Source organism: Streptomyces sp. NPDC015171, from assembly GCF_043079545.1.
In the GTDB taxonomy this organism is placed as follows: Bacteria; Actinomycetota; Actinomycetes; order Streptomycetales; family Streptomycetaceae; genus Streptomyces.
Window position 1 is genome coordinate 814,821 of sequence record NZ_JBIBUO010000001.1, and the last position, 12,387, is coordinate 827,207.

General features: G+C 73.5%; 12 protein-coding genes and 2 tRNA genes. 4 read left to right on the forward strand and 10 right to left on the reverse strand.

Features of this window, described 5'->3' with window-relative positions; all coding sequences use genetic code 11:
- Positions 1–141 precede the first annotated feature (141 nt).
- Positions 142–1,368 (forward strand): pyridoxal phosphate-dependent aminotransferase, encoded by a 1,227-nt coding sequence (locus ACF073_RS03720; RefSeq protein ID WP_392066518.1) that lies wholly within the window; start codon positions 142–144, stop codon positions 1,366–1,368.
- Positions 1,369–1,495: 127 nt separating this feature from the next.
- Positions 1,496–2,536, forward strand: a complete 1,041-nt coding sequence (locus ACF073_RS03725) for an adenosine deaminase (protein WP_392066520.1) — start codon at positions 1,496–1,498, stop codon at positions 2,534–2,536.
- Here the strand turns inward: ACF073_RS03725 and ACF073_RS03730 are convergent.
- Positions 2,481–3,191, reverse strand: a complete 711-nt coding sequence (locus ACF073_RS03730) for a hypothetical protein (RefSeq protein ID WP_392066522.1) — start codon at positions 3,189–3,191, stop codon at positions 2,481–2,483. The two genes, ACF073_RS03725 and ACF073_RS03730, sit on opposite strands and share 56 nt — an antisense overlap.
- A gap of 45 nt (positions 3,192–3,236) precedes the next feature.
- Positions 3,237–3,848 (reverse strand): TetR/AcrR family transcriptional regulator, encoded by a 612-nt coding sequence (locus tag ACF073_RS03735; protein ID WP_392066524.1) that lies wholly within the window; start codon positions 3,846–3,848, stop codon positions 3,237–3,239.
- A gap of 101 nt (positions 3,849–3,949) precedes the next feature.
- On the opposite strand from ACF073_RS03735, the gene ACF073_RS03740 reads away from it, so the two are divergent.
- On the forward strand, positions 3,950–4,582 hold the full coding sequence (locus ACF073_RS03740; protein WP_392066526.1) for an NAD(P)-dependent oxidoreductase: 633 nt from the start codon (positions 3,950–3,952) through the stop codon (positions 4,580–4,582).
- A 10-nt stretch (positions 4,583–4,592) separates the two neighbouring features.
- Here the strand turns inward: ACF073_RS03740 and ACF073_RS03745 are convergent, their stop codons facing one another.
- The 8 genes from ACF073_RS03745 to ACF073_RS03780 form a co-directional block, all read right to left on the reverse strand.
- Positions 4,593–5,648 carry a UDP-N-acetylmuramate dehydrogenase gene (locus ACF073_RS03745; RefSeq protein ID WP_392066528.1) on the reverse strand — a complete coding sequence of 352 codons (1,056 nt, stop codon included), beginning with the start codon at positions 5,646–5,648 and terminating at the stop codon, positions 4,593–4,595.
- A 594-nt stretch (positions 5,649–6,242) separates the two neighbouring features.
- Positions 6,243–7,703, reverse strand: coding sequence for a DHA2 family efflux MFS transporter permease subunit (locus ACF073_RS03750; protein ID WP_392066530.1), 1,461 nt, complete (start codon positions 7,701–7,703; stop codon positions 6,243–6,245).
- Between the two features lie 111 nt (positions 7,704–7,814).
- A complete protein-coding gene (locus tag ACF073_RS03755; protein ID WP_392066532.1) occupies positions 7,815–8,384 on the reverse strand; it encodes a TetR/AcrR family transcriptional regulator in 570 nt (189 codons plus the stop codon).
- 240 nt (positions 8,385–8,624) lie between these two features.
- Entirely contained in the window at positions 8,625–9,053 is a 429-nt protein-coding gene (locus ACF073_RS03760; RefSeq protein ID WP_392066533.1) for a MaoC family dehydratase, read from the reverse strand.
- A 7-nt stretch (positions 9,054–9,060) separates the two neighbouring features.
- Positions 9,061–9,513 (reverse strand): MaoC family dehydratase N-terminal domain-containing protein, encoded by a 453-nt coding sequence (locus ACF073_RS03765; protein ID WP_392066535.1) that lies wholly within the window; start codon positions 9,511–9,513, stop codon positions 9,061–9,063.
- A gap of 160 nt (positions 9,514–9,673) precedes the next feature.
- Positions 9,674–9,838, reverse strand: coding sequence for a 50S ribosomal protein L33 (gene rpmG, locus ACF073_RS03770; RefSeq protein ID WP_018834916.1), 165 nt, complete (start codon positions 9,836–9,838; stop codon positions 9,674–9,676).
- A 90-nt stretch (positions 9,839–9,928) separates the two neighbouring features.
- Positions 9,929–10,001: transfer RNA gene (locus ACF073_RS03775), tRNA-Met, on the reverse strand.
- A gap of 46 nt (positions 10,002–10,047) precedes the next feature.
- A tRNA-Thr gene (locus ACF073_RS03780) sits at positions 10,048–10,120 on the reverse strand.
- A 659-nt stretch (positions 10,121–10,779) separates the two neighbouring features.
- Between ACF073_RS03780 and ACF073_RS03785 the strand changes: the two genes are divergently transcribed.
- The gene (locus tag ACF073_RS03785) at positions 10,780–12,054 is read left to right on the forward strand and encodes an amidohydrolase family protein (protein WP_392066537.1); all 1,275 of its coding nucleotides are present in this window, start codon (positions 10,780–10,782) and stop codon (positions 12,052–12,054) included.
- The last annotated feature ends 333 nt before the right edge of the window (positions 12,055–12,387 follow it).

The window sequence follows — 12,387 nt, forward strand, 5'->3', positions numbered from 1 at the left end:
AGCGCCCGTCCGGAGCCGTGGAGCCGAAGATCGTCCTGGCCGGAGGCCGGATTCGGATGCGTGTTCACGACTCGACCCCATGCTGTTCAGTCTGTGAAACCCGTGTGCCCGGGGTATTTCCGGTCTGGAACGATGGGCCGCATGAGCGCTGCAATCCCTCCCACCGAGCGCCGGGTCTCCGCCCGAGTCGGCGCGATCTCCGAGTCCGCCACCCTCGCCGTGGACGCCAAGGCCAAGGCCCTGAAGGCCGCCGGGCGTCCGGTGATCGGCTTCGGCGCCGGTGAGCCCGACTTCCCGACCCCGGACTACATCGTCGAGGCGGCCGTCGAGGCCTGCAAGAACCCGAAGTACCACCGCTACACGCCGGCCGGCGGCCTGCCCGAGCTGAAGGCCGCGATCGCCGCGAAGACGCTGCGCGACTCCGGCTACGAGGTCGACGCCTCCCAGGTCCTCGTCACCAACGGCGGCAAGCAGGCCATCTACGAGGCCTTCGCCGCGATCCTCGACCCGGGCGACGAGGTCATCGTCCCGGCGCCGTACTGGACGACGTACCCGGAGTCCATCCGCCTGGCCGGCGGTGTCCCGGTGGAGGTCGTCGCCGACGAGACCACCGGCTACCGGGTGAGCGTCGAGCAGCTGGAGGCGGCGCGCACGGAGCGGACGAAGGTCGTGCTCTTCGTCTCCCCGTCCAACCCGACCGGCGCCGTCTACAGCGAGGCCGATGCCGAGGCGATCGGCCGCTGGGCCGTCGAGCACGGCCTGTGGGTGCTGACCGACGAGATCTACGAGCACCTCGTCTACGGCGACGCGAAGTTCACCTCGCTCCCGGCGATCCTGCCCGAGCTGCGCGACAAGTGCATCGTCGTCAACGGCGTGGCGAAGACGTACGCCATGACCGGCTGGCGGGTGGGCTGGGTCATCGGTCCGAAGGACGTGATCAAGGCCGCGACGAACCTGCAGTCGCACGCCACCTCGAACGTCTCCAACGTGGCCCAGGTGGCCGCCCTGGCCGCCGTCTCCGGCGACCTGGAGGCCGTCGCGAAGATGCGCGAGGCCTTCGACCGGCGCCGCCGCACCATCGTGCGGATGCTCAACGAGATCGACGGCGTGCTCTGCCCGGAGCCCGAGGGCGCGTTCTACGCCTACCCGTCGGTCAAGGCGCTGCTCGGCAAGGAGATCCGCGGCAGGCGTCCGCAGGACACGGTCGAGCTGGCCGCGCTGATCCTGGAGGAGGCCGAGGTCGCGGTCGTCCCGGGCGAGGCCTTCGGCACGCCGGGCTATCTGCGGCTGTCGTACGCGCTCGGCGACGAGGACCTCGTCGAGGGCGTGAGCCGGCTGCAGAAGCTGCTGGCGGAGGCGCGGGACTAGTTCCCGGCCGCCACGCGCGCGTGCGGGCCGTCTCCCCCCGGGGAGGCGGCCCGTTTCTGTGTGCGAGCAAGACCACGAACGGGGAAACGGCTACCGGGAGGACGGCTCCGTACGGCAGGATCCTGGGATGGAGCGTGTACGTGATCTCTCTGAGCTGCCGAAAGCCCATCTGCACCTGCACTTCACCGGCTCGATGCGGCCCGGGACCGTCCTGGAGCTGGCCGACAAGCACGGCGTGCGGCTGCCCGACGCCCTGACGGAGGCGCTGACCAGCGGCGAACCACCGAAGCTGCGCGCCACGGACGAGCGCGGCTGGTTCCGTTTCCAGCGGCTGTACGACGCGGCGCGCTCCTGTCTGCGCGAGCCCGAGGACATCCAGCGGCTGGTCCGGGAGGCCGCCGAGGAGGATCTGAAGGACGGCTCGGGCTGGCTGGAGATCCAGGTGGACCCGACGTCGTACGCGCCCCGGCTCGGCGGTCTCATCCCGGCGCTGGAGATCATCCTGGACGCGGTGGACACGGCGTCCCGGGAGACCGGCCTCGGCATGCGCGTCGTGGTCGCCGCGAACCGGATGAAGCACCCGCTGGACGCGCGCACGCTGGCCCGGCTCGCGGTGCGCTACGCGGACCGGGGCGTGGTCGGCTTCGGGCTCTCCAACGACGAGCGGCGGGGCATGGCACGGGACTTCGACCGGGCCTTCCACATCGCCCGCGAGGGCGGTCTGCTGTCGGCTCCGCACGGCGGCGAGCTGACCGGACCGGCGTCGGTGCGGGACTGCCTGGACGATCTGCACGCCACGCGGATCGGGCACGGGGTGCGGGCGGCCGAGAACCCGCGGCTGCTGAAGCGGCTTGCCGACCGGGGCGTGACGTGCGAGGTGTGCCCGGCCTCCAATGTGGCGCTCGGCGTGTACGAGAAGCCGGCGGACGTGCCGCTGCGCACCCTCTTCGAGGCGGGCGTGCCGATGGCCCTCGGCGCCGACGACCCGCTGCTGTTCGGCTCCCGGCTGGCCGCCCAGTACGAACTCGCCCGGCATGTGCACGGCTTCACGGACCCCGAGCTGGCGGAGCTCGCCCGGCAGTCGGTGCGGGGCTCCGCCGCCCCGGAGGAGGTCAAGGCGCGGCTGCTGGCCGGAGTGGACGGCTGGCTGGCACGCCCGGCCGCCTGAAGTGGGCGTAGGGCGGATAGGCCTGGAAGCAGATCAGCACCTCCGGGCCCGGCGGCGGTCCTGGCGCGTCCTTGAGGGCCGGGACGCAGCCCATGAGGGCGAAGCCGCCCTTCACGACCCCGCTCTGCCGCGGGCCCCAGCCCGCCGCCTGGGCGCAGGACATGGCCGTGGCGGCGAAGGCGTCACGGCTGCCGGCGAGGAAGAACGTACGCGCGTGCGTGGTGGGGTGGAACTCGTCCCGGAAGTCCGCCCGGTGCCGGCGCCGCTCCCAGGCCGCCGCGTCGCGCGCCGTGCGGGCCTCGTCCGTCCGGACCGTGAGCGCTCTGCCCTGGGTCAGCCTGCGGCGCAGCTCGGGCCACCGGCTGGGCCGCAGCCCGTAGGAGTGGTGGACCAGCACCAGGTCGACCAGGCCCGCGACGCCTCCGTGATGGCCGGTGACGGTGGAGCGCAACGGGACATGGACGACCGTGTTCCGTGAGCAGGCGGCGAAGGAGAACAGGCCGGCCAGCCGGTTCAGCCCGTCGTGATCGCCGGTCAGGACGCCGTAGGGCGCCGGGTCGCGCAGCGAGGTGTGGCGCAGCGGCTCCCAGGGCTGGACGACCCGGTGCTCGCGCGGTCCGGTCCTGAACCGGAACTCTCGCAGTCTCAGCCGCATGCCGGGGCCGGGGCGGGGGTGTTCGTCATGCGCCCAGCCTGCTGATCACGAGGAGGGCTCCGCAACGGAGATTCCGCCCAGCAGGGTCTTGGCGAGCCGGGCGGCGAACCCGTCCACCGCCGGGGGCTCGCCGCTGTCGGTGGCGTCGTAGGCGAACGCGCGCTGGGCGCAGGCGCCCAGGAGGAGCGAGGCGGCGGCGTAGGTGTCGGCGTCGGCGCGGACGCGGCCGGCGGCCTGTTCGGCGCGGAGATAGGTGTCCAGGCCCTCGATGGGCACGTGCGGGCCGGAGCCGAGGGTGCGCAGGGCGTCGTCGTGGCGCCGCTTGAGCTGGGTCTCGGCCCACAGGGAGGCGGCGATCGGGAAGGTCTCCTCGTAGAAGAGGGCGGCCCGGCGGGCGATCTCGGTGAGGTTCCCCTCCAGCGTGCCCTGGCCCGGTTCGGCGGCGAGGCTGTCCAGCAGCGGGGCGAGCGGGGGCAGGCGCTCGGTGAGGACCTGCACGAACAGCTCTTCCTTGCTGTCGAAGTGCTTGTAGAGGGCCGCTTCGGAACAGCCGGCCGCGCGGGCGATCTCCTTGGTGGTGGCGCGGGCGAGGCCGACGGTGAGCATCAGCTCGTGGGCCGCGTCGAGGATGCGGACGCGCGTCGGCTTGCTCTCCATGGGGCTCCGATCGGCCTTGACGAGTGAGTGAATGCTTACCCACTCTAGAGGGCAACAGGGTGAGTGAACGCTCACCCACCTCTTCGACGTGGGGGAGTCACATGAAGCTCACCGTTTTCGGTGCCACCGGGGGGATCGGCCGGGAACTGGTCCGCCAGGCCCTGGACGCCGGTCATGACGTCACGGCGGTCGTACGGAACCCGAGCGGGTTCGGCGTCACCGGCGCCCGTCTGGAGGTCGTCCGCAGCGACCTGACCGGCTCCGAGGAGCTGCGCGCCGCCGTCCGGGGCCGGGACGCCGTCCTGTCCGGCCTGGGCGCGCGCAGCCGCAAGGACGCCGGGGTGGCCGCCCGGCTCACCCGTGCGGTTCTCGGCGCCATGGAGGCGGAGGACGTACGCCGGCTGGTGGTGGTCAGCGCCGGACCGGTCGGCCCCGCTCCGGCGGACGACGGCCTTCTGGACCGCGGGATGCGGGGCGTGGTGTCGGCGGTCCTCAAGGACGTCTACGCCGATCTGCGCGAGATGGAGGCGGCGCTGGCCCGCAGCGGCACGGACTGGACGTCCGTTCGGCCGCCGCGTCTGCAGGACAAGCCGCTGACCGGCCGCTACCGGAGGGTCGTCGGCGGCTTCCCGGCCCGGGGCCGGTTCATCGCGCGCGCGGACGTCGCGCACGCGATGCTGTCGGCGATCGACGCCGGGGAGACCCTCAGGCAGGGGGTGGGGGTGGCCTACTGAGCCGGCCCGGCTACAGGCTCACGCCCACCGTCACCGGCTCGTTGACCAGGGTCACGCCGAAGGCATCGCGGACGCCGGCGACCACCTCGCGGGCCAGGGCCAGCAGGTCCTCGGTGGTGGCGGCGCCCCGGTTGGTCAGGGCGAGGGTGTGCTTGGTGGAGATGCGGGCCGGGCCGGTGCCGTAGCCCTTGGTGAAGCCGGCCTTGTCGATCAGCCAGGCGGCGGACGTCTTCGTACGACCCTCCCCCGCGGGGTAGGCGGGCGGCTCGGCGCCGTCGCCCAGGCGCTCGCGCACGCGCGCGTGGAACGCGGCGAACTGCTCGTCGGTGAGGATCGGGTTGGTGAAGAAGGACCCGGCCGACCAGGTGTCGTGGTCCTCGGCGTCCAGCACCATGCCCTTGCCGGAGCGCAGCTTCAGCACGGTCTCGCGGGCGTCCGCCAGCGGCACCCGGTCGCCGGTCCCCACCCCGAGCGCGCGGGCCGTCTCGGCGTACTTCACCGGCGCGGACAGCCCGTCCGCGTCCTCCAGCTCGAAGCGGACCCGGAGCACGACATAGCGCTCGGGGTCGGCCTTGAAGCGGCTGTGGCGGTACGAGAAGGCGCACTCCTCGTTCGTCAGCGCGACGGTCTCGCCGGCCCGCCGGTCGTACGCGATCACCTCCGTGATCGTCGAGGAGACCTCCTGGCCGTAGGCGCCGACGTTCTGGATCGGGGTGGCGCCGGCTGAGCCGGGGATGCCGGCCAGGCACTCGATCCCGGCGAGGCCGGCCTCCACGGTGCGGGCGACGGCGTCGGTCCACACCTCGCCGGCCGCCAGCTCCACGGTCGTGCCGCTGAGTCCGACCCCGCGCGTGGCGATGCGCAGGGCGGTGCCGTCGAAGCCCTTGTCGCCGATGACCAGGTTCGATCCGCCGCCGATGAGCAGCAGCGGGGTGCCGCTGTCGTCGGCCTCGCGGACGGCGGCGATCACCTCGGCGTCGGTCGCCGCGGTCACCAGCCGCGTCGCGGGACCGCCCAGCCGGAAGGTGGTCAGCGGGGCAAGGGGGGCGTCGTGGAGTACCTGCACGGGCCCAAGACTACGAGACACCGCCGACAGCCCCGCACGCGCGCAACGGGGACTGCGGGCCCGCCGCGGCACGCACGCGTGGCCCGCAAGGGCCGTGCACGCGCGCGTGCGCGGTCGTGGGCACGGGGCCGCGGGCACGCGCGCGTGGACCTTCGTCAGCGTGCAGGCCCACGCGCGCGTGGGCCTGCCGCCGGCCGACGGCGGGTCTACGCGCGCGTGCGCGGTGCTGCCGCCGGCCGGCGAACGCGGCGGGGTGGATCGGGGGGGCCGTGGCGCGGGAGGCCGGCCGACGGGCGCCGGAGCGGGAGGACCGCTTCAGCGCGTCTGCCGGCTCCCGGGCGGACGCGGTCCAGAAGGTGCGCCGCAGGGGCCGCGCCCGGAGGGCGGTCCCGTGCGGGCGCCGGGCGCGCGACCGTCCTGCCGCCGCACGGCCGGGCGGGCGGGCGAGGAAGCGGCGGGCGCCCCGGGTCCGAAGCTCGAAGCGGAGGCGGAGACGTGCACCTCGGCTCCGGACGGCGGGTGGCGGGTTTCGCACGCACCATTCGCACGCACCAGGGGGCGCGGGCATCACGGGCGCCTTGTGCGGCGCGCGGGTCAGCCGGCGGTGGTCTCGAGGACGGGTGCGGGTGCCTGCCCGTCCGCCGTGGCGGTCCGGCCCGCGCTCCGGCGGGCGGGGATGGCCAGGGCCGCGACCGCGGCGAGGGCGACCACGGCGGAGCCGGTGACCAGGGCCGGCCGCAGCCCGTCCACGAAGCTCTGCGCGGACTCGTAACCGCCCCGTGAGGAGAAGATCGACGACATGACGGCGATGCCGAGCGCTCCGCCCACCTCGCGCAGCGCGTTGTTCGCGCCGGAGGCGACGCCCTGTTCCTGCGGGCGGACGCTGGACATGACCAGGTTGGCGGCGGGGGCGAAGTAGAGGGCCATGCCGATGCCGCTGAGGATCAGGCCGGGCAGCTGGGCGCCGTAGGAGGTGTCCGTGGCGACCACCCAGGCCATGTATCCGAGGCCGGCGGCCTGGAAGAACAGGCCCGCCGCGACGACCGGCCGGCCACCGACGCGGTCGGAGAGGATCCCGGCGACAGGCGCGACGATCATGGGCATGCCGGTCCACGGCAGCATCCTGAGCCCCGCCTCGGTCGGCGAGTAGCCGAGGACGCCCTGCATGTACTGGCTGAGCAGGAAGATCGAGCCGAACATCCCGACGAACATCAGCAGGCTGGCCGCGTTGATGCCGGAGAAGGCGCGGGAGCGGAACAGCCGCATCGGCAGCATCGGGGCGGCGGCGCGGGAACCGTAGACCACGAACCCGGCCAGCAGCGCCCCGCCCGCGCACAGGGCGGTCAGCACCACGGAGTCGGCCCAGCCGTCGGAGGGGCCGCGGACCAGGCCGTACACGATGCCGAAGAGGCCGCCGCTGGCGAGCAGCGTGCCGGGGAGGTCGAGCCGGGCGCCGGCGCCGTAGGACTCGGCGAGGCGCAGCCGGGCCAGGGGCAGGACGGCCAGGCCGAGCGGAACGTTCAGCCAGAAGATCCAGTGCCAGGAGACGTGTTCGGTGAGGCTGCCGCCGATCAGCGGACCGGAGGCGACGGCGAGCCCGTTGACGGCGCCCCAGATGCCGTACGCGGTCCCGCGCCTGGCCGCGGGCACGGCCTCGGTCAGCAGGGTCAGTGTGAGCGGCATCATCACGGCGGCGCCGACGCCCTGGACCGCGCGGGCGGCGATCAGGGAGCCGATGCCGGGTGCCAGGGCCGCGGCGGCGGAGGCGACCGTGAAGACGGCGAGTCCGGCGATGAAGAGCCGGCGGCGCCCGAAGCGGTCGCCGAGCGCGGCGCCGAACATCAGCAGGACGGCGAAGGTGAGCGTGTAGGCGCTCACGGTCCATTCCAGGTCGTCCAGCGCCCCGCCGAGGTCCTCGCGGATGGAGGGCAGGGCGGTGGTGACGACGAGGTTGTCCAGGGCCGCCATGAACCCGGCGACGCTGGTGATGACGAGGGCCCACACCGTGCCCGCGCGCGATGTGGTGGTGCCGGGTGTTGCTGCCGGTTGTGACATTGCTCCCCCACTGATTACAGTTAGTTATTGATTACTAACTTCCGCGGGCGGGGAAGGGCCCCATGCCCCTCCCGCCCGCAGGAGGGCGACGGAACGCCCTCCCCCGCTGCCCTACACCTCCAGGCGCCCCGTGAGCCGCGCCGACGGGTAGAGCCCCTCCCACACCCGGTGCGACGGCGGGAACCCCATGGCCACCAGGCAGTTGATGAGCATCCCGCACGACAGGAAGGCGGTGGTCTCGTCGACGTCCGCGCCGAGCGCGAGCCGCACGGCGTCCCACAGCCGCGTCCAGCCGGCCCGGACGCTCTCGCCGAACTCGTGGTCGCCCTCCTGCTCCGCGGACGCCACGGCGACGTACATCTGCATCTGCATCATCAGCCGCTCGGGCCGCTCCGCGATGACCCGGGTGTAGGCGTTCGCCATGGCCTGCCGGGCCTCGTCGCCCCGCAGCCCCTCGGCCGCCTCCTCGAAGGTCCGGATGGTGTCCTCCACGCAGCGTTCGGCCGCCGCCAGGAAGATCGCCTTCTTGCCCGGGAAGAGCCGGAAGAGGTACGGCTGCGAGACGCCGACCCGCTTGGCGATCGCCTCCGTGGAGGTGCCGTGGTATCCGCCGCGCGCGAACTCGGCGGTCGCGGCGAGGACGACACTCTCACGCCGTTCCTCTGCGCTCATCCTGGGCATGCCAGTAAGTTAGTACTCAATCACTAACTTCGCAAGGAGCGCGTGCCCCGCGCGCGTGGGGCTCACGCGCGCGGAGCCCGGGCGCCACGCCCCGCACCCCGGGCATCCGCGGCGGACGCTGTCCGCCGGGCATGCGTAAGGGGCGCACCTCCAGGGAGGGCGCCCCTTACCTGTACCGCCTGCGGGACGGGCCTGGCCTGGCCGGGTCGGGTCGCCGGGGGCCCGCCGTACGACCAGCCCTCAGGCCAGTCGCACGACCGCGCGGGACATGCCCAGCACCTTCTGCCCGGCGCTCATGGCCGTCAGGTCCACGCGCACGGTGTTGTCGTCGAGCTTGGCCGCGACCTTGCCGCTGACCTCGATCACGGCGCCCTGGTCGTCGTTCGGGACGATGACGGGCTTGGTGAAGCGGACGCCGTATTCCACGACCGCGCCCGGGTCCCCGGTCCAGTCGGTGACCACACGGATCGCCTCGGCCATGGTGAACATGCCGTGCGCGATGACGTCCGGCAGGCCCACCTCCTTGGCGAACTTCTCGTTCCAGTGGATCGGGTTGAAGTCCCCGGAGGCGCCCGCGTAGCGCACGAGCGTGGCGCGGGTCACGGGGAAGGTCTGGGCCGGCAGCTCGGTGCCGATCTCGACGTCGTCGTACGCGATCTTCGCCGTCATCGGGTCCTCACGCCTCCTCGGCCGCGCGGGCCACGAGCTTGGTCCAAGCGGTCACGACACGCTCGCCGGCCTCGTCGTGCACCTCACCCCGGATGTCCAGGATGTCGTTGCCCGCGAGGGACTTGATCGCCTCGATCGTGGAGGTGACGGTGAGCCGGTCGCCGGCCCGCACCGGGCGGGCGTAGGCGAACTTCTGGTCGCCGTGCACCACGCGGCTGTAGTCCAGCCCGAGCTGCGGGTCCTCCACGACCTGCCCGGCGGCCCGGAAGGTGATGGAGAACACGAAGGTCGGCGGGGCGATCACATCGGGGTGGCCGAACGCCTTGGCGGCCTCGGAGTCCGTGTACACCGGGTTGGTCTCGCCCACCGCCTCGGCGAACTCGCGGATCTTCTCCCGGCCCACCTCATAGGGCGTGGTGGGCGGGTAGGTCCGTCCCACGAAGGACTGGTCGAGCGCCATGGCCCGGCACCTCCTGATGTCAGCTGCGAAGCCCCCAAACTAGCCGGATTCCCACCGTGGATCACGCACGGGGCCAGTGGGGCGGAGCGGGCGCCGAGCCGGTGGGAAAACGCCGTGAGGCCGCCCCCTCGGAAGGGGACGGCCTCACGGACGAGCCTGATTATCGCGTTTCGCGATGCGCGGTGTGCGCATTGCAACGCGGGCAGTGCTTCTTCATCTCCATGCGATCCGGGTTGTTACGCCGGTTCTTCTTGGTGATGTAGTTCCGCTCCTTGCACTCCACGCAGGCCAGCGTGATCTTCGGGCGGACGTCGGTGGCAGCCACGTGAGTGCTCCTATGACGAACGGATGGGCTTATTTAACGCAAGCAAGAGTAGCCGATTGAAGGACCGACCTCGCAATCGGCTACTGTCAGTAGCGGTGACCGGACTTGAACCGGTGACACAGCGATTATGAGCCGCTTGCTCTACCGACTGAGCTACACCGCTTTGATGAGATCGGAACCCGTCTTGCGACGGGAACCTCTCACACCAGAGCCCCAAAACGGAATCGAACCGTTGACCTTCTCCTTACCATGGAGACGCTCTGCCGACTGAGCTATTGGGGCGAGCGATGAAGACATTACACGGTCCGCCGCCGTTCACCCAAATCCGTATCCCGCCGCCCCTCACCGCCCTCCGCACGGCCCTCGCGGCAGCCCCTCGGGCCCCACGCGGCACGGCTCTCCGCCACCGGTCATCACGCGCGTACGTACCGGCGTTGGGGGTGTGACGGGGTGGGTCCGGGCGGCTGCCCGGTGCCCGCCGGCGGTCCGCACGCAGGAACGCGACGGCCGGCTGACGGCCGGCTCCGGCCGCACTTCGGGCCGCGCCTCGGACCGCGCTCCGGCCGTACCTTGGGCCGCCCTCGGACCGCGCCTGGGGCCACGCTTCGGGCCGGGCGGAAGGCAGCGGCGCACGCGCGTGGGCGCGGGCGGCCACGCCGGCACAGGCGGCGGCCACGCCGGCACAGACGGCTGAACGGTCCCGCCGGGCGAACGGCACGCGCACGCGGGCGTCGTCCGCCGCGTGACCGGCCGCGCGTGGGCCCCACGCGTGCCGCCCGAGGCGGACCACGCCGGTACGACTATTGCGCCCCTACGCGCTCCGCGCGGCTCGCCACCCTAGGCTCGACTCACTCTGCGTAATCACGGAGCGACGCACGCCCCCGATCCCTCCGACCCCTCCCACCGGCCCGCCCGAGCCCCGGCCCCGACCCTGGAGCGCGATGCCCGACAGCCAGCCGCAGCCGCAACCGCCGTCGAACTCGCCGAACTCGTCGGGGTCGTCGGGATCGTCCGACCCCGCCGCCCTCCTGCTCTGCGGGGCGCGGCTCACCGACGGCCGGACGGTGGACGTACGGCTGTGCGGGGGGCGCATCGAGGCGGTGGGTACGACCGGAAGTCTCGCACCGGGCCCGGCCCGCGCGGGCTCCACGCGCGTGGACCTGAGCGGCTATCTGCTCCTGCCGGCGCCTGCCGAACCGCACGCCCACGGCGACACCGCCCTGTCCGCCGAACACCCCGGCCCGGTCTCGTACGCCCCCGACGACGTCCAGCGCCGGGCGACGGAGGCGGCCCTGCTGCAGCTCGGGCACGGGGCGACGGCGGTGCGCGCGCACGTGCGCGTGGGCGACGTCCAGGGGCTCGGCGCGCTCGGCGCCGTGCTCCAGGCGCGGCGGTCGCTGCGGGGGCTCGCGGAGCTGACGACGGTGGCGATGCCGCGGCTGCTGACCGGGGCGGCCGGGGCCGACGGGATCGCCATGCTGCGGGACGCGGTGAAGATGGGCGCCTCCGTGGTGGGCGGCTGCCCGGACCTGGACCCGGACCCCACGGGTTACGTGGAGGCGGTGCTGGAGGTGGCCTCCGAACACGGCTGCCCGGTGGACCTGCACACCGACGCCGCCGACCCGGCCCGGCTGTCCCGGCTCGCGGCGATGGCGGGGGGTCTGCGCCCCGGCGTGACGATCGGACCGTGCGCCGGTCTCACGCGCCTGCCCACCGAGGCCGCCTCCCGCGCGGCCGACCAATTGGCGGCGGCGGGCGTGGCGGTGGTGTGCCTGCCCCAGGGCTGCTGCGGCGGCGCCGACCGGCGGGGTGCGGCACCGGTGCGGCTGCTGCGCGCGGCCGGGGTACGGGTGGCGGCCGGCAGCGGGGCCCTGCGCGACATCTCGAACCCCGTCGGCCGCGGTGACCCCTTGGAAGCCGCGTACCTCCTCGCCTCCGCCCACGGGCTGCGCCCGGAGGACGCCTACGACGCCGTGTGCGCCTCGGCCCGCACGGTGCTGGGTCTGCCGGAGGTCCGCGTGGAGGCGGGCTTCCCCGCCGAACTCCTGGCCGTGCGCGGCGGCCACCTGGCCGGCGCGCTCTCCCTGGCCTACAGCCGGATCGTGGTGCACCGGGGCCGGGTGGTGGCCCGTACGAGCGCGGTACGCGAGTACTGCAATTCGGCGGCGGCAGCGGAACTCGGGCTGCCGCGACAGGGGCGCGGGGAACTGTCCTGAGCGCGCTTGAGCGTGAGTCGGCGAGGGCCGGGCGGGGAGCCGACTATCGGCGCCCGGGCCGGGGCGCGGAGACGGGTACCGGGGTGCGGGCGGGGGCGCGGAGACGGGTACCGGGGTGCGGGCGGGGGCGCGGAGACGGGTACCGGGGTGCGGGCGGGGGCTCGGAGACGGGTGTCGGTGTGCGGGCCGGGGCGCGGGGTCCGGTCGGGTCTCGGGGGCTTGGAGCGCGTGCCGGCGCGGTGGCCGGTCATGGGCGCGTGAAGCGTTGTGCCCGCCGTCGCCGGCGCGTGTGAAGCGTCGTGGCCGCCCGACGTGTGAAGGAGAGTGCGTGAC

Excerpts from the sequence above, each read along its gene's own strand:
- ACF073_RS03730 (WP_392066522.1), bottom strand. The coding sequence starts at position 3,191 with ATGCGGCTGAGACTGCGAGAGTTCCGGTTCAGGACCGGACCGCGCGAG.
- ACF073_RS03765 (WP_392066535.1), bottom strand. The coding sequence starts at position 9,513 with ATGGCGCTCGACCAGTCCTTCGTGGGACGGACCTACCCGCCCACCACG.
- ACF073_RS03785 (WP_392066537.1), top strand. The coding sequence starts at position 10,780 with ATGCCCGACAGCCAGCCGCAGCCGCAACCGCCGTCGAACTCGCCGAAC.
- ACF073_RS03725 (WP_392066520.1), top strand. The coding sequence starts at position 1,496 with ATGGAGCGTGTACGTGATCTCTCTGAGCTGCCGAAAGCCCATCTGCAC.
- ACF073_RS03755 (WP_392066532.1), bottom strand. The coding sequence starts at position 8,384 with ATGCCCAGGATGAGCGCAGAGGAACGGCGTGAGAGTGTCGTCCTCGCC.
- ACF073_RS03720 (WP_392066518.1), top strand. The coding sequence starts at position 142 with ATGAGCGCTGCAATCCCTCCCACCGAGCGCCGGGTCTCCGCCCGAGTC.
- ACF073_RS03750 (WP_392066530.1), bottom strand. The coding sequence starts at position 7,703 with ATGTCACAACCGGCAGCAACACCCGGCACCACCACATCGCGCGCGGGC.
- ACF073_RS03760 (WP_392066533.1), bottom strand. The coding sequence starts at position 9,053 with ATGACGGCGAAGATCGCGTACGACGACGTCGAGATCGGCACCGAGCTG.
- ACF073_RS03740 (WP_392066526.1), top strand. The coding sequence starts at position 3,950 with ATGAAGCTCACCGTTTTCGGTGCCACCGGGGGGATCGGCCGGGAACTG.
- ACF073_RS03735 (WP_392066524.1), bottom strand. The coding sequence starts at position 3,848 with ATGGAGAGCAAGCCGACGCGCGTCCGCATCCTCGACGCGGCCCACGAG.